Annotated in this window: 15 protein-coding genes; 1 reads left to right on the forward strand and 14 read right to left on the reverse strand. The window is 59.4% G+C overall.

From position 1 onward, the window contains the following. The 13 genes from BG61_RS12120 to BG61_RS12180 form a co-directional block, all read right to left on the reverse strand. Positions 1 to 1,248: a hypothetical protein gene (locus tag BG61_RS12120; RefSeq protein ID WP_035925809.1), complete on the reverse strand. Its 1,248-nt coding sequence runs from the start codon at positions 1,246 to 1,248 to the stop codon at positions 1 to 3. Further along, on the reverse strand, positions 1,245 to 2,342 hold the full coding sequence (locus tag BG61_RS39220) for a glycosyltransferase family 2 protein (protein WP_129572038.1): 1,098 nt from the start codon (positions 2,340 to 2,342) through the stop codon (positions 1,245 to 1,247). Before BG61_RS39220 ends, BG61_RS12120 begins: the two co-directional genes overlap by 4 nt. A 15-nt stretch (positions 2,343 to 2,357) precedes the next feature. Continuing rightward, entirely contained in the window at positions 2,358 to 3,803 is a 1,446-nt protein-coding gene (locus tag BG61_RS12130) for a lipopolysaccharide biosynthesis protein (protein ID WP_051672446.1), read from the reverse strand. After that, positions 3,800 to 5,953, reverse strand: coding sequence for an acyltransferase family protein (locus BG61_RS12135; protein ID WP_051672447.1), 2,154 nt, complete (start codon positions 5,951 to 5,953; stop codon positions 3,800 to 3,802). The genes BG61_RS12130 and BG61_RS12135 overlap by 4 nt, the downstream gene beginning before the upstream one ends. A gap of 41 nt (positions 5,954 to 5,994) precedes the next feature. Further along, positions 5,995 to 8,037, reverse strand: a complete 2,043-nt coding sequence (locus tag BG61_RS12140) for a right-handed parallel beta-helix repeat-containing protein (RefSeq protein WP_081868048.1) — start codon at positions 8,035 to 8,037, stop codon at positions 5,995 to 5,997. Continuing rightward, complete coding sequence (locus tag BG61_RS12145) at positions 8,034 to 10,274, reverse strand: polysaccharide biosynthesis tyrosine autokinase (protein ID WP_051672448.1); 2,241 nt, start codon at positions 10,272 to 10,274, stop codon at positions 8,034 to 8,036. The genes BG61_RS12140 and BG61_RS12145 overlap by 4 nt, the downstream gene beginning before the upstream one ends. After that, entirely contained in the window at positions 10,271 to 10,738 is a 468-nt protein-coding gene (locus BG61_RS12150; protein ID WP_051672449.1) for a low molecular weight protein-tyrosine-phosphatase, read from the reverse strand. The genes BG61_RS12145 and BG61_RS12150 overlap by 4 nt, the downstream gene beginning before the upstream one ends. Beyond that, positions 10,735 to 11,946, reverse strand: coding sequence for a polysaccharide biosynthesis/export family protein (locus tag BG61_RS12155; RefSeq protein WP_035925800.1), 1,212 nt, complete (start codon positions 11,944 to 11,946; stop codon positions 10,735 to 10,737). Before BG61_RS12155 ends, BG61_RS12150 begins: the two co-directional genes overlap by 4 nt. A gap of 1 nt (position 11,947) precedes the next feature. Then, on the reverse strand, positions 11,948 to 13,324 hold the full coding sequence (locus tag BG61_RS12160) for an undecaprenyl-phosphate glucose phosphotransferase (RefSeq protein WP_035925797.1): 1,377 nt from the start codon (positions 13,322 to 13,324) through the stop codon (positions 11,948 to 11,950). 47 nt (positions 13,325 to 13,371) lie between these two features. Continuing rightward, complete coding sequence (locus tag BG61_RS12165) at positions 13,372 to 14,853, reverse strand: mannose-1-phosphate guanylyltransferase/mannose-6-phosphate isomerase (protein WP_051672459.1); 1,482 nt, start codon at positions 14,851 to 14,853, stop codon at positions 13,372 to 13,374. 136 nt (positions 14,854 to 14,989) lie between these two features. Then, entirely contained in the window at positions 14,990 to 16,012 is a 1,023-nt protein-coding gene (locus BG61_RS12170) for a helix-turn-helix domain-containing protein (RefSeq protein WP_051672450.1), read from the reverse strand. A 1,061-nt stretch (positions 16,013 to 17,073) separates the two neighbouring features. After that, positions 17,074 to 17,985, reverse strand: coding sequence for a UTP--glucose-1-phosphate uridylyltransferase GalU (galU, locus tag BG61_RS12175; protein ID WP_035925794.1), 912 nt, complete (start codon positions 17,983 to 17,985; stop codon positions 17,074 to 17,076). A 422-nt stretch (positions 17,986 to 18,407) separates the two neighbouring features. Further along, complete coding sequence (locus BG61_RS12180; protein WP_035941675.1) at positions 18,408 to 19,439, reverse strand: GlxA family transcriptional regulator; 1,032 nt, start codon at positions 19,437 to 19,439, stop codon at positions 18,408 to 18,410. A gap of 1,035 nt (positions 19,440 to 20,474) precedes the next feature. On the opposite strand from BG61_RS12180, the gene BG61_RS12185 reads away from it, so the two are divergent. Next, positions 20,475 to 20,744: a hypothetical protein gene (locus BG61_RS12185; protein WP_075584153.1), complete on the forward strand. Its 270-nt coding sequence runs from the start codon at positions 20,475 to 20,477 to the stop codon at positions 20,742 to 20,744. A 324-nt stretch (positions 20,745 to 21,068) separates the two neighbouring features. On the opposite strand, the gene BG61_RS12190 is transcribed toward BG61_RS12185, so the two are convergent. Then, positions 21,069 to 22,136, reverse strand: coding sequence for an alkene reductase (locus BG61_RS12190; RefSeq protein ID WP_035925792.1), 1,068 nt, complete (start codon positions 22,134 to 22,136; stop codon positions 21,069 to 21,071). Positions 22,137 to 22,201: the final 65 nt, after the last annotated feature.

A 22,201-nucleotide genomic window follows, 5' to 3' on the forward strand; every position in this document is an offset into this window, starting at 1 on the left:
TTATAGAACGGGGTTGACTCGATAACTGGATAGGCGCGGCTGCGCCAGGACCGGCGGCCTGCCGGACATGTTCCCGGCACGCGTGACCCGCGCGTGCCGCACTATCTGGACGGTGAACACGATCATGGCGATCTTGTCGAAGTCGAGTGGCGCGCCGTTCTGCGCCATCAGCAGAAATACGAACAAGGCGCAGCTACCTCCGCCGGCGACGCGCCAGAGCAGAACGAGAATCCCGAAGCCGAACCATCCGTAGCTAAAAAGCAGGTTCAGTAATCCGTTCTGGAATGGAGCATCCACGAACGGCGCGATCAGGTCATTTCGCAAGAAGAACGATGACGCAGCCGTCAAAGGGACACCGAACGGCGCATGCGCAAGGACATATCCGATCAATTCGACCGGCTGGAATGCGCGCAGACTGGTCGATGTATCGCTGCCGGAGAGGATCCGTTCGAGCCGGCTCGATTCAGCGGCGAAGAGCGGCAGCGCAAAGAGGCACAGCACGGCCATGCTCGCCGACAAGACCAGAAGCTTCGGTAGCCGGCGCATATGAAACGAAGCAAACACAAGGAGATTCGAAGCGAGCCCGTAGTACGTCTGCGCGACAACGCAAACGGCGAGCGCAAGCACCGTGGCAACGGTCCGCTGACGACGGGTGAGCGTGTGCAGGCAGACGAAGTGCAACACGAGACTCACGCCTCCCAGGTACGAAGGCTCAGAAAAGCCCGCCGAGGGGCGCACGCTCCAGTCGTACCCGTGCTCGCGCGCATGCTCGACCCAGGACGCCGCAAGCGACCAGTCTTCGCTGTTGACGAAAAATTTCTGGGGGACATAGAGCGCGATTCCCCGCTTGCCCGCGAGCCACTGCGCGGTAGCGAACAGCGCAAGGCTGACCAGCAAAGCAAGCGCCCAGCGGCCGTCAAAGCGGGCCACCGCATGGCGGGGCGTGCCGGCCAGAGCCCAGAACAACAAGGTCAGCCCGACCGCAAGCCTTATCTCGCGCGGCAAATACGGCACGTCCGGCAACTGCACTGCGTTCCAGATGAGGCTCAGGCTGGCTGCGACCAAAGCCACGCCGGTAGGCAGCACGAGCGGCCGCAATCGCGTATTCCACAAGGTCATCGTGAACAGCACGGCAGCGACGGAGGCGAAATAGTTCCGGCCGTATTGAATGGCAGGCAACAAGAGCAGCACCCCGTGCGCATGCGGATTCGCACGAAACGTCGCAACTATTGACTTGAGCTGCATCATCGGCTCGCGCTCCTTGCGTGCGGCGACTCCAAACGAGCAGGATCAAACATGACCGCCTTCACGGTCTCGACACGGCGCACTCGCAATAGCTGCCGGTATAACGCACGCCCCAGGCGCGGACCAAGCACACCAATCGCCAGCCAGAACGCGCTTCGCACCGACAACCGATCGAGTAGCGCGGCACGCCGGAAATGACCCAATGCCTCGAAATAACGACCGTCGAGCGCCGCGCGACCGCTGGCGATCAAGACGTCGACATGCACCCGTCTCTTGAACGCGGCAAAGTTGCCCTGCGCTGACATCGCGGCGCCCCACTTGCGCTCGATCGCGGCCAGTCCGGCCAGACGGCGCCCGATGTTTACGCTGGTGCGATCACCAGCATGCTGGACGAATTCCACCAGAGGCATCCCGACATAGCCGAAGTCCCCGAATGCGAGGCAGCGTAGCCACATGTCGAAGTCCTGGAAGCTCGGAAGGGTCTCGTCGAACAGGCCAGCCTTGATCAGCACCTCGCGCCTTACCACGGCGAGGCTGGTCGAGGTCGGGCACTCACCTCGCAGTGCCTGCTCCCGGGTCAGTACAGGCAGGCTCGGCCGGCAATGGCATGCGTGTCCGAATGCGACATCAATGTCGATGTAATGGCACAGCGCCGCAACGAACTCATGTTGCTGGAGCAGCGCGACCTGTGCCGAAAGCTTGCCCGGAAGCCATAGATCGTCGTCGTCGAGGAACGCGATCAGCTCGCCGCGGGCATGCAGAATTCCGGTGTTGCGTGCGCCGCAGGCGCCCTTGCTGCGCTCGTTTGAAACGACCGTCACGCGGTCGCCGAACGGCGCGAGGGCATCGCGCACCCGACGCTGCTCGGCGGACTCGACGTTGTCGTCGACCACGATCACCTCGAGGTTCGGGTAATGCTGTGCGAGCACGGTTTGCACCGCCCGGCTCACCATGTCACCACGCCGGAAAGTCGGTATCACGGTAGAGACGAGGGGTGCCGGAAAGCCACCTGACGACATCAGGTTAGCGTCAGTGGAAGCTTTGATCGTGGCTTCCGGCGAATCGGGAACGGGGTATTGACCAGTGTGCAAAGACAAGTTGTATCTCCAGACTCACGAGGCAAGATGAAACGTGCGTCGTAGCGCAAACATATGATCCGGACTGAAACGGCCAACATGCCAGACGCCGTAGAGCCCGCCGCACAATCCGGCGACCAGCAGTAGCGCGAGCGGCGGCAGCGCGAATGGTTCCAGCGCGCTTCGCGCGGCAAACGTTACCGTGAACACGCTGATGCCGAGGCCCGACTGGATACCGAGCGCGCGAAGCAGCCGTGCGACCGGCAATCCCGCGAGGCGCGCGGTGGTCACGAGATAGAGCGGCGCGCTCACGATCGTCGCGACCAGATAGCCCGCCGCGACACCACTCACGCCCCAGCGCGCACCGATGAGCCAGCACGCGATATGCAGTCCAGCCATACCGATGTTCAGCTTGAGCAGTACATCGGTGCGTCCCTTGACCATGAAAATCACCGGAGCCGTGCTTAGAACCGATTGCACGAAACCGACCGGCGCAAGCCACGGAAGCAGCCGCGCAACCTCGCCCCATCGCTGGCCTAGCGCCACCGTGACGAACGGCTCGCACAACGCAATCAACCCACCCATCAGGGTCGCGGTGATCAACGCCACGAACGATGTGCTCTCGAGCCACGTTGCGCCCAGCCGCTCCGGGTCGGCCTGGTGAGTGCTAAGCACAGGGTAAAGTGCCTTGGACGCAATCAGCGAAACATTCTGCAGCGGCGAGAGCATGATCCGGAACGCGAGCGAATATGGCCCGAGGGCGACCGCGCCGAGCGTCTTGCCGACGATCATCGAATCCGTGTTGCGGATCAGATAGAGCACGAGGTTCGACAGCGTCAGATTCGAAGAGAAGCTGAAGATTCGCCGAATCTCCGACGCGTCCCAGCTCAGACTTGGACGCCATGGCGACGCCATGAACATCTGCAACGAAGACAGCGTCGCTTGCACGATCGCCTGCAACACGAGGCTCTTGGCCCCCATACCGAACCTGGCCGCCACGATCGCCGCGCATAGGCCACCTGTGTACGACAATACGTCGGCTCTCGTCGTGATGTGAAAACGCGACTCTCGTTCGAGCAGCGCCTGATGTGCAGCGCCGAAACTGATGACGGGGAACGTCAGTGACAACGCATACAGCAGATGTGCGAGCGGCGCTGTATCGAAGAGACTTGCAATCGGCACTGCCAGGACGACCACCAGGAGAGCCACCGCAGTGGCCATTGCCATGTTGACCCAGAAGATCGAATTCACCATCGTCGCGCTCAGTTCTCGCGCGCGGATGATCGCCGGGCCCGTGCCCATGTCTCGAAGCAAGCCTGCCAGGCTCGTGACGACGATCGCGAGCGCCATCACCCCGAAGTCCGATGGGCCAAGCAGGCGCGATAAAATGCCCAGGCCTACGAGTTGTATGACGATCTTGGCAGCCTGCGCGCCCGCGAGCCAGCGCGCGTTTTTTCCTACCGACGCGGCAGTCCCGGTCATGACGCGGCCATCCGATCGGGCGATGCGCCGCCAGTCTTGAAGAAGAGCGAGGCATGAATGCGAGTCCTGGCAGGCGAGATTGCTGGCACTGGCGTCGCAGTCACTGCGTGCCCAACGCCCGTCTGCGTTGCGGGGCCCGTTGTCTGTGTCGTGTTCGGTTCACGCGCGGGCAAAGGCGCGGTTGCCGGTACGAATAGCTGCCTGAACAGCGGCACGAGTCGCGCACTTCCTCGCCTGTTCAAGTGATCGCCGTCGATGTACAGCGGCACCAACGACTGTGACCCGTAGCAGCGCTCGTCACGGCACAAATAGGGCGTCGGGTCGAGAGCCGTCACGCCACATTCACGAACCGCATTGTCGATAGCGTCTCGTGCGACCCGGTTGCGTCGCGCGTAATCCGCCTCCGGTATCGAGACATCGGCCGGATGCCGGCCGAGGATCAGTGATCGGGCAAGGTAGTCGGGAACGTCGCGCCCCATCTCGGGGATCGGCAACAGCACATATACCTTGCGCATCTTCGCGAGAGCGCATAAATCGTTCGTGACGAAACGCCCGTAGCGCATGCGCCGCTGTGCGATGTCGGTGAGTGGACGCGCACCGTCGAAGCCGATCAGGATCGTAGGGTCCTGGCTGTCGCCCTTACCCTCGACATACGCCGAGAACCGCGCAACGACGACCAGCGGCACGTCGGCCGGATAGGCCGCTATCTCGCTCGCCACGCGTGCGGCGAACCTCCGGCAAGGCTCCTCGCGATGTTTGCCGAAGCGGCTCGCTCCAATCAGCGGCGGGCAGCCCGATGTGCCGAAGAACATCACGCTGCGATGCGTCTCTTCGATAGCAGCCGCCACACCGGTGATTACAGCGTTGCCGTGGCTGTCGCCCCACAGAATCGCCCCGATCGTGGCGGACTTTCCGTACCGGCAGCCGATCTCACGATCCGGATCGTCCAGCCGATGCACGCTGTCGATGAGGCATTCATTGCGACGTGGATCGACGTCCAGGCTCGCCGCTGAAATCTGACGGACCTGCTGCGGCAACCGGGACCCGTAGCCGTTCCCGAGTGTCACCGCCGCACACGCAAACAGCACGGTGAACACTCCCCCAACCAGTGCGCCGAGACCGGCTCTGCCGAACGCGTGACGCAAGGCGCCCGAATGACGCTCGACCAGTTCGTAAGACAGCCAGCCGAGCGCAAGCGAGGCAGTGACACCGCCAGCAATCGTGACTGCCTCATGAACAGGCCAATCGACATAGCGAATGAACACGACCACCGGCCAGTGCCACAGGTAAATCGAATACGATCGGCGCCCCAGCCACTGCAGCGGCCTTGCACGTGAAAACGACGAGTGCTGCGCATCGGACAGGATCACGCACGCGGCGCCGATCACGGGCAAGAGAGTCAGAGGGCCGGGCCAGTCACTCGCCTCGGTGAAGATACACGCTGCGAGCAGGATTGCCGCAACACCAAGCATCTGAAGCCAGACTGCGGCGCGCTGGTTGAAGTTGAACTGGTCGGCGTACAACAGCACGAGCCCTCCGGCGACCATTTCCCAAACGCGCGGCGGCAACAGAAAGAAGTTCGCCTCCGGATAGCCCCGCACGACGGCCAGCGAAAGCAGGAACGACGCGCCACCCATCGTCCACAGCAGCGCCGCAAACGCTTTACGTCGATCGCGGAACCAGCGAGAGGCGAGCACCAGCACAACGGGAAACAACATATAGAATTGCCACTCGACCGACAGCGACCAGGTATGCAGAAGCCATTTGTTCTGCGAAGACGTGTCGAAATAGCCGGCTTCCCGCCAATATGCGAAATTCGAAAAGAAGCCAATCGAGGCGCCTGCGTGCTCCGCGAGAATTTTGTAGCCGCGCGGGTCCAGGTAGAACCAGCCAAACGCAAGCAGCGCTGCACACGTCATCGCGAGTGCCGGGACAATCCGCACGAAGCGCGCGATGTAGAAGTCGAGCAGGCTGAAGCGGCCCTCCTCAAGCCGGCCGACGATAATGCCCGTCATCAGATACCCGGAGATCACAAAGAAGACATCGACACCGATGAAACCACCGTCTAAACCCGGTACCCCGAAGTGAAATAGCGCAACCAGAGTCACCGCTACGCCGCGCAACGCATTGATGTCGCCCTTGAATCGCATAGTGTCGAATTTCCTTAGGTTCCAGCGTGTGCTCGCCGTTTCTATTTCGCGTCGAGTATCAAGGCAGGCGCCTTGAACCCGCGCGCCACCGCGGGCGAGTCGCTGGAAAGCCGGAAATCCCGCAGCGATGCACGCGCTGCCTCGGGCATCGACTTCGCGAACACGACATCGGATTCACCAAACGTGTTTTCGACCTGTACGTAGCGTCGCGCCTGATCATCGATGGACAGTGGCTTACCGCCGATCACGACATTGCGCCTAAGCAGGACGCCCTTGGGTGCGCCAGGTTCATCGGACAACAGTCCCGCCAGCGCCGGATAACGCGTCGAATACGGAGGCTGGGATACTCGACGCGCCGCGAGCTGGATGCGCAGCGCGCTGTTCGGGCTGTTCACCAGCCCCTTTTGCCACGTTAGTCCGCGCGAATCGATGTAGACCGCAGGCGAGCAGTTCGCGAACAGGTTATCCTCGACGAGATTGTCACGGCCACCGCCGATGAAGACCGCTTGATTGACCCGCGAGAAAACATTCCGGCGAATGGTGACCCCGCTCGCCTGATCGTCAAGGTAGACGCCCATCGTGGCTTGCGGCTTCGCAGCGCTACCGATGTCGTGCAGGAAGTTGTCCTCGATGACGGTACCGCGCGCGGTCCAGTCGCGGCCCGTGTATATCGCACCCGTATCCGACGTCTCGGTCGCGACCCGGTAGATCTCGTTGTGCGCGATGACGTGGTCGTTGCCACTGAAGATAATGGCCGCGTGCGGGCCATCGTAGATCACGTTATGCTCGATCCGGTCTCCGACGCCGGACACGCTGATCGCGGGCCGATATGCTCGCGACCGGCGCGCGTAGTCATGAATCGTACTGTCGGCAATCACCACGCCGCCAGCGACGAGCTTGTCTCGATCGCCAGCAAAGATTGCAATGCCCCCCTCGCCGGTGTTTTCGACCGTGAGCGCGCGAAAGCGTGAATTGATCGCGCTCGACCAGATCCCGTGACCTGCGACATTGCGGACCGTCACGTTCTCCACCGACACATTGCCGCCGCCCTGCAGCTTCAGCGCATCGCCACGCGAGATGTCGAAGGTCAAATCGCGCAGCGTGAGATTGACTACGTTGTCCGCCTCGAGCAACGCCGCGGCGACCGACACTTCGACGTCTCCTTCCTCGAGCGGCGCGGGCGGCCAAAAGTACAAGCGCGACGTCCGGCGATCCACGTAGTACTGGCCCGGATGAGCCAATTCAGACAGCGCATTCTCGATGTACACGCGTTGGCCGGTCTTCATTCCGAATTGCGGCGGGGGCGTTTCCAGCGTGATAGTCCCCGACGACGGATCGACCGATTCGACCGGCATCATCGCATCCGCCCAATCGCGCGCCCAATAGCCGAAGGCGTGCAGATCGCGCTCGTTCTTCCATGCCGCCACAGGTGCGCCTGCGATCGTAAAGCTGCGCCCCCCGGCGCCCTCAGGTAACGACTCGATGGTCGCAAAGCCGCTCGCGGGCCAGCGTGCAAGCGCCATCGGCCGATGCCGGTAGAACAGTTCCAGCGGCGCCGGGGTGGCGGGAATCCCGAAACCGTGCCGTGCAAACGTTCCTAAGTCCGTCACTCCGTTGCGAGCCAGGTCGGCAACTCGCACGTTCTCGCGTGCCGCGGCCGGGAGTTGCGCAAGAACGGTCTCGTCACGCACCGGTGCAAAGCCAGTCACGACGTGAGCGCCGGATATGACCGCCTGTCCGCTCGCGGGGCCTGAGATCGTAATCGATTTGCCGCGCCAGCTCTTGTCCAGCGTCATGGCGAGCGGCGTGTCGATCCGGTAGACCCCCGCATTCAAAACGATATCCAGCCGGTCAATCGTTTCACCTGCATGCGAGTTGCCGGTAGCGAGCATCGCGATCGCCCCGCGCAGGCCTGCAGCATCCGAGACGGTCACCACCTTCGCGGCGCACGGAACAACCGCGCAGGCGCTCAACATCAGACACACGCCCGAGGCACGGAATACCAGACTACGGTGCCTCATATATCGAAGCGCACGCAGCAATCCATGCCGAACCTGGCCGATTGAAATCAGACTATGCTTCATTGGCTGTCCACGTACGATCCATACGCATACTTCGAGTAGCGGTACCGGCCGCCGCCATACCCATAAGTCCCGGGGCGATATCTCATCGCATTGAATACGACCCCTCGGGGTGCGATGCCCACCTGTTCGAGACGTTTAATCGACTCCTTCACCTCTGCCAGAAAGCTGACGTCCTGGCGGACGACCAAGAACGCGCAGGCCGCCATGCGAGCAAGTTCGATTGCGTCCGACACGGCAAGGATTGGAGGTGAATCGACAATCACTAGATCGTAACGGTCGTTCAAGGACTCAATGACCCGTCGGAGGTTCGCATGGGCCAGCAACTCGGACGGATTCGGTGGCAGGGCACCGCACGGGAGGAAGTCCAGGTTTGGCAACACGTTGCGACGCACGGCCGCATCCACCGATACATTGTTGGCAATCGTGTCCGACAACCCAGGCGACTGATCCTGTCCGAAGTACCGGTGCAAGTGGCCTTTGCGGAGATCCCCGTCCACCAGCAGCACGCGCTGCTTTGACATCGCGACCACCGTGGCGAAATTCGCCGAGACAAAGGACTTCCCGACATTGGCGGTACACCCCGCAATCAGGATAATGTTGCTTCGGGCTTCGAGCAGTGAAAACTGCAATGCGGTGCGGAAGCTGCGCAAGGCCTCCACGGAAGGGTCGTCGGCATTGACGCTGGCGAGTACGAATACGCCTTCTTCCTTCGCCGCAATCCTTTGAGAGAGAAGTTCCTGCTTCTTGCTGTGCGGGACCGCTGCATAAACCGAGAGGCCGATCGATTGTTCGATCTCGTGGGGATCCACCAGGCGGCCAAACAGTTCCTTGCGCGCCGCTGCCGTCATACCACCGAGCAATAGCCCCAGCAATCCAGACAAGCCAACGACCAGCTTGCGATTCGGCTTGACCGGCAACTCCGCCGTGACGGCGGCGTCCACCAGCCCTGCGTTGCCGGTCTTGCTCGCTTGCACAAGCCGAAGCTGTTGAGCCGTGTTGAGCATGTTGGTGTACAGATCGCGACTTACCTCCATGTCGCGCTGAAGCCGTACCTCGTCCTGCTCCACCTGCGGCATCCGCTTCGTACTCGCCTCCAGTTCAGCGAGGCGGGCGCGTATCGGAGCAATCTGGTTGGCGATCGAGATGACCGCTGGATGATTCTCTGTAAAGCGAGCGGATGCATCATCGTACTTCTGCCGAAGTTCGACGAGGCGATTTTCTGCCTCGACCGTTTGCTGCAATACGGCCGAACTTTCCTCACTGAGGTTCACTGTGCTGTTACTCATCCGGAACGCGTTGAACGCTCCTTCAGCTTGTTCAAGCTGCCGCTTCAGGACCGGAAGCTGTTCATCCAGGAACTGGATTGACTTTCTCGCTTCCTCACTCTTTCGATCGATATTCTGTTTGACATACTGTCTACCGATTTCGGTCAGCGTCCGCCGCGTTTGATCCGGATCGTACCCGTCCAGACCCACGTGAATGATGCCCGAGTCCTTGCTGGTCTGGCTGATGCGCAGATCGCGCTGCAAGCTCTCCGTTGCAGCGATGGACGACAGACGAGCGAGCACGAACGTTGCACCCGGATTCGCGTCGATGCTTCGCACCATCAGGTACATCGGGCCCGCACTTGTGGACAGATGCATTGGCACGCCCGTCCTACCGATCGCGTCTATCCCCGCCGTCGCCAACCTGAGCCGGAATGCGCCGTGCGGCAGGGCCGTCAACTCGAAGCTCTCTCCGTACAAGGCAGACGGCACATCGAAGTCCGCGATGTCAACACGCTCGCTTCCCCAGACATATCCCCCCAAACCAAACAGGCCTGGCACTGATAGTCCAACGCGATGAGATGCAATGCTCCTGCCGACGACCGGAAAATACTTCGGAGTTACCTGGATATACAGCTTCATCGTCTCCACCGCCCGGGACACCACCAGGCGCGAGCTGACAATCTCGGCCTCGTCCGCAGCGGCGGACTTCACATCAAACATCGACGAGACACTTGCCAGAAGATTGTTCGGCGAATTCGGGTTATCTTCAACCTGAATCATGATGTCGGACTGATAGACCGGTCTCGCCACAAGTACGTACCCAATGCCTATCAGCATCGTTATCACCGTCATCATGGTGATCAGCTTGAGATTGTCCCTGAGGGTATCGAGCAAGTAGCCCAGGTGGAAGTGCCCTTCATCTTGATCGGTGTTCGGTGGCATCAGAGCTTGAAGACTATCGTTTTTCATGCGCTTTTTCGCTTCGCAGAGGCTGCTTTGCTGGCGAGACCACCCAGGCGGGTGACCCACTGCGCCACCGCCTGGACAATCAGTTCGAATGCCTCAATCATTGCTGCATCGCCTTTTCCATAAGGGTCAAATACGTCCAACCCTGCGAACTCGCCGATGCGAAATACCTTGCCCCTTGCTATCGGGTACATGCTTTCCACCCGCGTCTTCTGCGCGGCTTCCATAACGAGTATCAACTCCGCCTGATTGAGCATCCAGCTCGTCAGTTGCTGCCCCTTGTGCGATGAGATGTCGATGCCCAGCTCATGCATCAGACGGACCGCACGAGCGTCTGGAGAACGACCGACCACCGCTTCGATGCCGGCGGAAAACACGTGCTTCTCCGGCAGAGCGTGGCGTAGCAACGCCTCCGCCACAGGGCTCCGGCAAATATTGCCAGCGCATAGAACCAGGACGTTGTTCATGGGTTAGATGCGGATTTGCTGAAATACGACGCCTCCGCCGCTGGCACGAGCAAATTCACCACTCGGCTCCAACGCACCACGGGCGCCGCATCTACGAACACGACATCCTTTGCCTTAAGTTCGAACCCTTCCGCCACCGCCAGCGCCGTCGGCGACGATGCGTCGAGATGGTAGACCTCTGGCTTGCCGTGCTGCGCCTTGCGCACGACAAAGACCTGGCTGCCCTCCGCGGTCACGGGGTTCAAGCCCCCCGCGTCGCCCAATGCCTCATTGAGCGTGAGACGCCCATTGCGCAGGAATAATGTCGTCGGGCGACTCACCTCGCCAAGCACGAACACCTTGCTATCCTCTCTGGCTAGCACACGCACGATGTCTCCGTTTTTCAGCAAGATGTCTGACGGATTGATCCCCTGCTCCACCAGATCTGGAATGCTCACCATGGTCGACTTGCCCTCGCGAATGACGTCGACCGATGCGCGGTCTCCGAGCGTCGTGACGCCTCCCGCTCGATTGATGGCCTCCACCAGCGTCATCGGAACATCATTGAAAACAAAGAGACCAGGGTTCCGAACCTCCCCGTCCATGTACACGCGCTGGCTCCGGTAAGCCTGAATGCGCAGAGTAATCTGCGGATTTCTCACGAAGCGCGCGAGCTTCGCTGAAATCACGTTGCGCGCCTCAAGCTCGCTCAGCCCGCTGACCTTCACCGCGCCCACGTAGGCGAACTGAACCATCCCGTTCTGATCGACTGTGTATCCGGGCGACACGGGATTGGCGCCGTAGAAGTCGGTGCCAACGGTGGTAACCGAAATCGACGGCAACGTGAGTTCGGGATGGTCCCAAACGAGGATATTGAGCACGTCGCCCGGTCCGATCAAATACGGTACCGGCTTGCCGATGAGCTGCTCGACATCTGCCGGAATCCTGCGAGGCTGCTCCGCTTGCTGACGCTCCACAAAAGCAGGTGTAATTTCGACCAGCGCGCCCGCAGGGGCAGTCGTCTCGTCGGTCGGTGCACCGGCCGGTCCCGATGAATCGGCGCTCGAGCCGGGTGCCTGGAAGCTTGCCGAAGACGCGCCGCTCGCGCGTTCATCCCGCCAGTGCATGCCTGGTTCCAACGCGCAGCCCGCTAAAGACAGCACCGCAATCACCGAAACCAGCTTCTGGCAGACACCGCTCAGGGCCTGTCGACCTCTCCTGATCAGCATGTCAATACGCATTGTGATGTGTAAAGCCCTTCGCAATCGTGGCCACTACGATTCGCATATCCAGCGCGAACGACCAGTTGTGCAAGTAGTACAAGTCGTGTTCCACCCTTGCCTGCATTTTCTCCACGAGGTCTGTCTCGCCGCGGAATCCATTAACCTGCGCCCAACCGGTAATACCCGGTTTGATCCGATACCGATGAATGTAGCCATTCACCACTTTCTGATACAGCTCATCGTGCTCTATCGCATGCGGGCGAGGCCCGACCACCGACATTTCCCCGCGAAGCACGTTAAAAAACTGAGGAAGCTCGTCAAGACTTGTCCTCCTCAGAAATCGTCCTAAACGTGTAATGCGCTGATCATCCTTGGTCGCCTGAGTCACCACACCCGTTCGTTCTGCATGCACCCGCATCGAGCGGAACTTGTATATCTTGAATACACGCCCGTCCGCCCCCTTGCGATATTGGGTAAAGAGGACTGGTCCGCGCGACGAGAGCTTGACAGCGATAGCAATCAGCACAAGCACGGGCGACAACCCGAACAACGCCAGCGCCGCGAAGGCACGATCGAAGATTTCCTTCTGAATCAACGCACGATCCGGCAATGGCGATGCCATCAGGTTGATTGCCGGCGCACCGATCAGGTCGATCATCCCGCCATCGAACAAAGCTACGCTCCTAACGTCCGGCACGAAGCGGATATTCACCAGGTCATTGCGGAACTCGTTGACGAAGAGAAGGATCGTGGCCTCTTCCGACAACGGCAACGCAAGCCAGATCTCCCTCACGCTATGGGAACGCACATACTCCGCGAACTTGAGCAGGTCGTCGAATATAGGTACGGCCGCTCTCGAAACACCTGCGTCACGCACGGCAAAAATCGCGGAGAGTCGAAATCCACTAGCCAGCGCGGCCGCCGCTTTGCGTACGACGAGGTCGCAATGAGCGCCGAATCCGACAACAGCCACATTGCACAGATTCATGCCGGCATGACGCACCCGCCTTAGCACCGTATGGGTGGCGAGACGCGACACCATCAACGCGCCTCCCGTGATCGCCATCCAGTAGACGAACCACAGGCGTGAAATGAAATCCGTGCGATGAAGCGAAAACATCAGGACGAGTCCACAAACCTGGACGACCAGCCAGGCGAGCGCAAGTTGGCCGACTTGCCGCAGGATCGAGCGACCACGCCACGAGTCGTATAGACCGAAGGCCGGAAACGACACCAGCGCGAACGCTGCAGAAAACGTGATGAAAGCACCATCCAGCCGACTTTGCTGCAGATCCTCAAAGCGGATGTGCGATGCCACAAGCGCGCCTGCCACGATGAGGATGACATCGACAAGCCGCGCCAGCAGACCCTGAATCCCGACCATGTTGCGCTTCCCCAAGCTAAAGTTGGACTGCACGTAAGCTGGACACTTCAGGTACGGCCGTAGGTGTCGTCGAACCTCACAATGTCGTCTTCTCCAAGATACGATCCCGACTGCACCTCGATGAGTTCCAATGGCAACTTGCCCGGGTTCTCCAGCCGATGCGTGACACCGAGCTGAATGAACGTCGACTGATTCTCGGTCAGCATGAACTGCTCGTCGGCCCGCGTGACGAGCGCTGTACCGCTAACCACGATCCAGTGTTCCGCGCGATGGTGATGCAGTTGCAACGACAGCCGCCCGCCCGGATTCACCACGATGCGCTTTACTTGAAAGCGCTTCCCATGGTCAATGGAATCGTAGTACCCCCATGGACGTCGAACCTTGCGGTGCGCGTCGGCCTCCGGCGCTCGCTGCGCCCTGATCCGGCTGACCAGTCCCTTGATGTCCTGTACGCGCGATCGATCCGCTACCAGCACAGCATCGTCGGTTTCTACGACCACCAGATTCGTCACGCCGACGCATGCAACCAGGCGCCCTTCTGAATGTGCGAAACTGGAGGTAGTGCCTTCAAAGACGATCCGACCACGCGCGACGTTACCGTCGCCGTCTTTCTCCAGAGCGTTCCACACTGCATCCCATGAGCCGAGGTCGGACCAGCCCGCATCGAGCGGCACGACCACACCCGGTGCAAGGCCGCCATCAGAGCCTAGCGGCTCCATCACCGCGTAGTCGATCGAGTTGGATGGGGACTGCCTGAAGGCATCGGCGCCGGGCCGGAAGAATGGACCGTCGCTCGTGCCTTGCGCGTAGGCCGTCGCGCAGGCCTCGTATATTTCCGGCTGCAGCGCCTTGATCGTGGACAGCCACACGCTGGCCCGCACGACAAAGATGCCGCTATTCCACCAATAGCGCCCAGATGCGAGATATTGAGCAGCCAACTCCGCCGCTGGCTTTTCGACAAAGCGCTCAATGTGGTGAGCACCGTCATGCAGGACTTCACCAAGCTTGATATAGCCAAATCCGCTATCGGGTCTTGTTGGCAATACACCCAGCGTCGTGATCGCACCGTCTTGCGCATAGCGCGCAGCGCACGCGATTGCCCGCTGGAACGCAGCTACGTCGGCAATCGCATGGTCCGCCGGCATCGCGACGATAATTGCATCCTCTCCGTCCGCGCATGCGGCGGCGGCAGCCAGCGTAAGCGCCGGCGCAGTGTCGCGTCGCGCAGGCTCGACCACGATGCGTGCGTCTATGCCGCTCGCGCGGAGTTGTTCGGCCGTCGTAAAGCGATGTTCCTCACCGCACACGATGATCGGCCGGCTTTGGGTTCGGTGCTCCTGAACAGAGAAGTCCCTCATCCGCTCAACTGTGGCCTGCAACAATGAATCCGAGCCGAGAACGCCAATTAGCTGCTTCGGATACTGCTCGCGCGACATCGGCCACAGCCGCGATCCCGATCCACCCGCGAGTACGACTTGCGCGAGCCGCACCGAAGACTTCGTAGACGCTCCGGCACCCGTCCCGCTAATCGCGGCCGGGACCAAATCGTCTCGGCTAAGCTCTAACTTCCTGGTAAAGTCATTCACGATGGACCTTCCCACGCTTCGTCAATTGATGAATCCGCACACTGCGGAGAATCGTATCTACACTGCGTCCAGCCTCGTATCAGGCAGATGAATGCCGGTCCCCCTCGATTTGCGTTCGTCGTCGCATCCGGTAATCCGACGGTGTTTGCTTTAGTTGCTCCTGAAAGATCCTGACCAATCGCTCGCCACTAATCCAACCGCAGCGTCGCGCGATCTCATCGACAGGGAGATCGGTCTCGGCTAGCAGCCTCGACGTCATATCCAGTCGTACGCGGCACAGGAATTCGGATGGGGTGAGACCGATCTCCCGTCTGAAACAGCGCAGAAAGTTTCGCTGGCTCATCGCAGCCACCCGCACCGCGTCACTCACCGATATCTGGCTTTGGCAGTTGTTCTGTAGCCAGCGTGCCGATTCCCTTACCTTCTCTGTCGATGTGGTCGGACGAGCGTCCGACAGGAGCGAAACCAGGGTCGTGGCGCCACTCAAGGAGAGTCGCCCTGCGATGTTCCGCGCCACGTCACCTCCCAGGTCTCGCTTAACGAAATTCAACGCGGCCTTCGCGGAATCGAAGCGTGCGTCGGCGTCGTTGAAATGTTCATCCTCTGCGCTCGCGCGACGTTGGCTCGATGAGGTTTGAATGCTCGGCTGCTGCAGCTTATCCAGCCCCGCGGCACGTAACAGGAGCCGTCCTTCTCCAATCGGCCGGACGACATCGCTGCTTGGCGACGCCGCTTGCAACCAGTCAATCACACGTCCGTCACGTAACGCGTCTTGCGCCCCCTTTCCCCCTGCGATAAACAATGCATCGAACGCGCTGGCGTCTATTGTTTGCAACCCGAGGGTCCACACGACGATCGATGAAGAGGACAGGACACTTCCACCGTCGGCCGAGTACAGACGTACACGATAGAATCCGCCATCACTCGATCCCCCCTGGTTCATGTCGTTCGCCATCTGGAATACTTCAGGGACCAGCTCGATGCTCGGCAACGAAAAAGCCTTATAGACCACGACCCCGATGTGTCGAGTCATACGCTTAGGCCGCGGTTCGTTGGCGTCCTCTGCGCGCTCCCCAAGATTTTCGAAACCGGCGTACGCCATGGTGTGTCCTTGGACCTTAGACAGTGATGCGGTGTGCGGGCATGAAGAAGGGAAAGTCTTCCGTTGCGGTGCATCATACTGGTCCGGCGTCGAGCCAAAACAGCCTGACGGAATTTATCAACATCTTGGCTGATTAGGATATCGACGTTCTGGATCCCTGTAGATCGACGGGCTTTAAACTGAAATCAAAACCAACGTCCCTTAGGGAGTATTTGTTAAAGGCGCGGGTTCAGATTGAAGATATCCCGTCCATTGCACATCGCATTCGCGAGCGGAGCAGCAACTCCATGAACGAATCGTTGACGATCAACGCCGAATTGACGATTTCGCAATACCCCTGGTTCATCTACTGGCGACGCACAGCTAACATAGGCGGCGGCCCCATCACCACTTTCCTCCTTATCTTGAGCAATCGAAGACGGATGCTACGGATCCTTAAAGAATGGAACGTTGCAAACCGTCTCGTCCACGATTGGTGTCAGAAAGCGTCAACCTTTTGGCCGTCGAAATGAACGGCCGTGTGGGACACTACGCTTCGAGTTCAACCCGAACTTAGCGGTGTTCTCGGCACCGCTGGTCAGCGTTAGGCCGCACTGTCGATACGGTGCGGTCTTTTTTTTGGCGGCAAGTGTAACGACGGTCTCGACGCTATGAATCACTCCCCGCCTATCCACAAATTCAAACCACTCCCAGATGTGACATCTAGAGGGAATTTCGGCACAAGGAGACGGGGAGCGGTTGATCGCCGTGCCAGCACACAGCTGCGGCAAGGGAAACCAGAAGACGAGGAAGAAAACCCTCCGCACGCACTCGGCGGTACGAAAGGCTAGGCGGTACCGACGCCGCCACGGATTCGTGGCTAGCGCGCCGCGCGAATTGGAGCCGGGACCTGCCTTCAAACCGCCACGAACTGCGTAAGAGAGTTCGCGTGTTGAGCATTGTCGTGGCAGATCAACAGCACCGTGCGGCCACAGCGAGAGTCCTCTTCGGTCTCTCCCTCTGCAGGTGGCCGCGCGGTGACCTACGCCTCAGGGCGTGGTTGTCGGCCGGGACGCGTTCGATCAGGTCTGGGGAGAAGACGCAGCGACTGATTCACCCGTAAGCGCAGGGAGAAATGTTTTCAGATATGCGAGAAACGGAGCACCTACTTCCGGGTGACGCAGTGCGAATTCGACCGTCGCCTTCAGATAACCCAGCTTGCTGCCGCAATCAAAACGCGCGCCGTGGTACTTGTAAGCGAGGACCTGTTCGTCTGCAAGTAACGACTGAATCGCGTCAGTCAACTGAAGTTCACCGCTCGCGTCCGGTTTTAGCGCACGCAGATGCTGAAAGATCTTTGGCTTTAGAACATAGCGACCGACTACGGCGAGGTTCGATGGCGCAAGTTCGGGCGACGGCTTCTCGACGATTCCGGAGATCTTGATCAGCGATTCCTCCCATGCCTTGCCGTCGACGATACCGTACGACTTCGTCTCCGTCCGCGGCACGTCCTCGACACCGATTACCGAACTATGATAGTGATCGAACACCTCGATCATCTGAGCCATGATGGGCGGCGTACCATACAACAGGTCATCGGCAAGCATTACCGCGAACGGGTTGTCGCCAACCAGCTTCTCCGCACACATCACCGCGTGGCCCAAACCCAGGGCTTCAGACTGACGCACGTAGAAACAGTCGACATGGCTTGGCTTGATACCACGTACCAGCTCAAGCAAGGTGTCTTTACCGCGCGCTTCAAGTTCAGCTTCAATCTCGTACGACTTGTCGAAGTGGTCCTCGATAGCGCGCTTGCTGCGACCGGTGACGAAGATCATTTCGGTGATGCCTGCTGCCATGGCTTCTTCCACCGCGTATTGGATCAGTGGCTTGTCGACTATTGGCAGCATTTCCTTCGGGCTTGCCTTTGTGGCAGGGAGAAACCGGGTGCCAAGGCCAGCCACCGGAAATACAGCCTTCGTAATTTTCAACATGGAAGATCCTGATTTTCAATTGATCCGTCTTGCACGGGGAGCGGCGCCAGCCGCGATCTCATCGCTCCATTTGGAATCGCGATTCTGCTTCGCGTCCGTATTGCGATTACTCAGCGTCGAAGCGATTGCGGTTCGCATGTGGTCCGTCGTGCCGTACTTCTAGCCGAACCGTTAGCGACAGCGTTGGAAGCTTGCATGGAAACGGTGGCGCGATGATGTACACGGTGATACTTGCCGGGGCCGAGAAGAGCCTGGTACTCAGGTACTCGCGCGCGGGCCTCAGACCATCAGCAATGCACCTTATCGGACGACAAAGGAAGGATATCGTGGCGATCAGCTTGCTAGTCCTATTGTGGCGGAAACGACTCTGATCTTGACCGAATGAAACACCTGGAGACCGCCTTTTCAACAGCTTGGCAGGGTTATTCAAAAGCGCATTCCTTGTGACTTCGCGGGCTTTCGCAAGAGGGCCGCTTGCTCGCGCGATACTCGGTTGGCGTCACATCCAGGTGTTTGCGAAAGAGTTTCGATAGCTGGCCTCCGCTGCCACTTCCGCACCGGCGCGCAATCTTGTCGACCGGAAGGTCCGTATCCGCAAGCAGCCGGCAACACATGTCGAGTCGAACATAGAGCAGATAGTCTGAGGGCGTAACGCCCATCTCAGCCTTAAAACGCCGGAGGAAGTTTCGCTCGCTCATTGCAGCTACCCGGGCTGCGTCGTTGATCGCTATCGATCGATCTCCGTTTGCCTCCAGCCATCTCGCCGATGCCTGAATGGGTTCGCTAATGTGGATTGACGCATTCCTTCGCACAATCGCGGTGAAGCGCGTCTCGGTTGGAGGCGCCATCCGATCAGCTATCTGACGGGCAAGATCCACACCGAAATCTTCCTCGACGACGCTCAAAGCACCTCTTAACGGGCTCACACCGTTGGATCGATGACCGGCAACGAGATGCCCCAGCGTCTCCCCTCGAATGAGATTGCTATAGCCATGATCGACGGATGCAGGCACGAAACCAGTTGCTTCCACCAGTAACCTTCCTTCACCAACAGGGAAGATGAGCCCGCTGTTTGAACAGGCACGACGCAGCCACCGGATCAAGCGTTCGTTGGATAGTGCGTTGCGCAGGCCCGCTCCGCCGACGATGAATAGAGCATGAAAGCAGTCGTCACCGCGGTACGCTTCGACGCTTTCGGTCCACACGAACACTGAAGACGAACTCGCAATCCTGCCACCGGCTGCGGACAACAGACGGACATCGTAGTTTGCTTCAACGGTTCGGGCGTCTTTCAGCAGAGCGTTAGCCGACTGAAACACCTCCATGATCTGTGCTGCGTCCGGTAACGCAAACCCATCATATAGGGAAATGCCGACATGTTTCATGCTTCTGACGCCGCGGGAAGCGGGTGTCCCCGAGCCGCTATAGTCTTCGAGATCGAGATGACACTCCATTTGACTCTCCTCAGGTAAGCGAGCGGCCTGGTTTTCCGACTGTCGTTCTACCGCTTCAGACGTCACTTTTCAGTGACCGAATTTGCCAACCTTTTGGCGGATGCACGGGACCCGTGGCTGAGAGCGCATTGACTATAGGGACGTTGAGGAAATTCGAACATAGGTTTGGATCCAGGCGGCCCGCAAGCGAGTGTGTTGAGTTGACCGATGGGGTGAATGTGGGAAAAGGCGGTAATGTTTAAGGCTCACAGCATCACCTGATGCTGCCGGAGTCTGAGCAGAAGTGCCCCTAACTGATTCACCCGTCAGGTGATGAAACAGTCGTCTTAGAAATTTATTCCGTTTCGGCAGTTGACGTCCACAACCTTACTGATACGGTAACCGAACCAGTTTGGCAAACCTAGCTTGCCCGTATGGGAGGGCTGGATGATCCGGCGGTACGTTGTGGGTCATTCGATGTACCGAGCGCTCTATGCCCTAACGCGCGAATGCGGGCTTCGGACGTATGTAGGGAAGTGTGACGCCCCTGTGCTTGCTTGGCATATACCCTATTCGCTCGCACTGCCGTATCGAAAAATTGGCGCTGTGCCCTGGAGAAGACATATCGTAGGCGCAAACGCACGGCAGGCTCAGAGCCCGTGCATCGATGCGATGTACCTACCGGTCAGACGGCGTCATAGATTTGCCACGAGTGCGAGCGCACGAACGCAAGTATGATGAATAGTCAGAAAGCAGTTGACATCTTTTTGGGGAGTTCATAGAGTTCGTGCCGTGCAGCGAGCAGAGCTACCGGTCTGCATTTGCAGAGGCGCGTATCACATACGGCTCAAGTGTGAAGTGTTCCCAAAGGTCAACCCGAAGCAGGAGAGAGATTCTTGTTTGCAGGTGCTGCACCTGCTCCATCCAGGAAAGGATTGCTCCGTAATAGAGCTACTCGGATGTCTATTAGTACACGATCTTGAGTGACCGCACTCAACAACCTGACAACGGCACGGTGATGTGCGTCGACCGAACTTGTGCTTATTCGGAAGTGACATGAGACAGCTAGTAGTGAATGGATCGGTTGGAGAAATGAGCCTGCTTACGCAGCATGAAATAGAGAGCGGTCGCTTGTGCCGGTCGCTCAGTCTCCGCGCGAGCCATGATGGCAAAAGCGTGCTCTTGATCGAGATGGACGAACGCAAGGCCGGCATTCAACGCGAATTTCTCCACGACATTACGACCGGCGAATTGATTGCATTGATTCGTGCTCATGGTGCCGAGTTGACAGGAGAAGGCCATGTTAGCAAGGCTCACTCCGACTGAGCATGCACCTGTCCAAGTTCCCGCCGGTCGTCACCTTGGTCCATACTTCGATGGCAAGGTAGATCGCGCGCAGTAGTGAATTGGACACGTGATATGACTCGAAGAGGCGAGGCAATATGCCCGCTAATAGCGCCTCTCGTCGTCACTTCGTCATTCGCCGCAGGGTTCTGCGCTGCCGCCGCAAGTGAGATTTCTTGGCTCGCGTGGCTCGATCCGAGTGTACCAACGCGATGGTATCGAGATCCCCCTCGGATATACGAATGGCATCTCGACTTTCCCTTCACTTCACTTCAAAGACTCCCCATGCGGTGACGCCCGCAAGCCCTATACGGCTTCGTCCAGCAACGGATAGTCGTTGTAACCCGTTTCGTCATTGGTATAGATCGTTTGTGAGTTGATCGCATTGAGCGGTGCACCGCGCCGGAAGCGCTCCACCAGATCGGGATTCGCGATAAAGGGCCGCCCGAAGGCGGCGGCATCCGCCTCGCCGTGTTCGATGGCGTGTTCCGCGCTTTCCTTGGTGAGCCCCTCATTGACGATATAGACGCCCGTGAAAATGCGCCGCACGTCCCGGCCGATCTGCTGATCGCCACGATCGAGTGCTTCCCGCGCGAAGATGAAAGCGATGCCGCGGGCGTTGAGCTGCTTGGCGACATAGGCAAATAGCGCCCGCGGATTGGAATCGTGCATGGAGTACGAACTCGACATCAGATTGAGATGCACACCGACGCGGCCGGCCGGCCAAACGGTAAGCAACGCATCTACCGCCTCCATCAGGAAGCGGGCCCGATTTTCGATTGAGCCGCCGTAGCAGTCGGTCCGCTTGTTCGAGCCGTCATGCAGGAACTGGTCGAACAGATAGCCATTCGCAGCGTGAAGCTCCACGCCATCGAAACCGGCACGCCTGGCATTTGCGGCGCCGATCCGGAAATCGTCTACGATGCCGGGAATCTCTTCCGTTTCCAGTGCGCGCGGCACCGTGTAGGGACGCTGTGGCCGCAGGCGGCTGACGTGGCCATCGGGCGCGATCGCGCTGGGAGCCACGGGGGGTTTTCCGTCATGGAAGATCGGGTCGGATACCCGGCCAACATGCCAAAGCTGAGATACGATCAGCCCGCCTGCGTCGTGTACCGCTTGGGTCACGTCCGTCCATCCTGCGATCTGCGCGTCAGACCAGATACCAGGGGTGTTCGGATAGCCGACGCCCTGGGGCGTAACCGAGGTCGCCTCGGTAATGACCAGTCCCGCACTCGCCCGCTGAGCGTAGTGCTTCACGTTGATGGAACCGGGACTGCGCTCGTTGAAGGCGCGCATCCGAGTGAGTGGCGCCATGACGATACGGTTTCGCAGCTTGAGCGCGCCGATCTGGATGGGATCAAAGAGTGTGGGCATCAGTGTGCTTTTCCTTTGGCTGTGTTATCAAAAGTGTTGAGCGGTGCCACCAGCACCTCATTTCA

It is taken from the genome of Caballeronia glathei (assembly GCF_000698595.1).
GTDB classification, from domain to species: Bacteria; Pseudomonadota; Gammaproteobacteria; order Burkholderiales; family Burkholderiaceae; genus Caballeronia; species Caballeronia glathei.

Excerpts from the sequence above, each read along its gene's own strand:
- BG61_RS12120 (WP_035925809.1), bottom strand. The coding sequence starts at position 1,248 with ATGATGCAGCTCAAGTCAATAGTTGCGACGTTTCGTGCGAATCCGCAT.
- BG61_RS12130 (WP_051672446.1), bottom strand. The coding sequence starts at position 3,803 with ATGACCGGGACTGCCGCGTCGGTAGGAAAAAACGCGCGCTGGCTCGCG.
- BG61_RS12135 (WP_051672447.1), bottom strand. The coding sequence starts at position 5,953 with ATGCGATTCAAGGGCGACATCAATGCGTTGCGCGGCGTAGCGGTGACT.
- BG61_RS12140 (WP_081868048.1), bottom strand. The coding sequence starts at position 8,037 with ATGAAGCATAGTCTGATTTCAATCGGCCAGGTTCGGCATGGATTGCTG.
- BG61_RS12145 (WP_051672448.1), bottom strand. The coding sequence starts at position 10,274 with ATGAAAAACGATAGTCTTCAAGCTCTGATGCCACCGAACACCGATCAA.
- BG61_RS12150 (WP_051672449.1), bottom strand. The coding sequence starts at position 10,738 with ATGAACAACGTCCTGGTTCTATGCGCTGGCAATATTTGCCGGAGCCCT.
- BG61_RS12155 (WP_035925800.1), bottom strand. The coding sequence starts at position 11,946 with ATGCTGATCAGGAGAGGTCGACAGGCCCTGAGCGGTGTCTGCCAGAAG.
- BG61_RS12160 (WP_035925797.1), bottom strand. The coding sequence starts at position 13,324 with ATGGTCGGGATTCAGGGTCTGCTGGCGCGGCTTGTCGATGTCATCCTC.
- BG61_RS12170 (WP_051672450.1), bottom strand. The coding sequence starts at position 16,012 with ATGGCGTACGCCGGTTTCGAAAATCTTGGGGAGCGCGCAGAGGACGCC.
- galU (WP_035925794.1), bottom strand. The coding sequence starts at position 17,985 with ATGTTGAAAATTACGAAGGCTGTATTTCCGGTGGCTGGCCTTGGCACC.
- BG61_RS12180 (WP_035941675.1), bottom strand. The coding sequence starts at position 19,439 with ATGGAGTGTCATCTCGATCTCGAAGACTATAGCGGCTCGGGGACACCC.
- BG61_RS12185 (WP_075584153.1), top strand. The coding sequence starts at position 20,475 with ATGAGACAGCTAGTAGTGAATGGATCGGTTGGAGAAATGAGCCTGCTT.
- BG61_RS12190 (WP_035925792.1), bottom strand. The coding sequence starts at position 22,136 with ATGCCCACACTCTTTGATCCCATCCAGATCGGCGCGCTCAAGCTGCGA.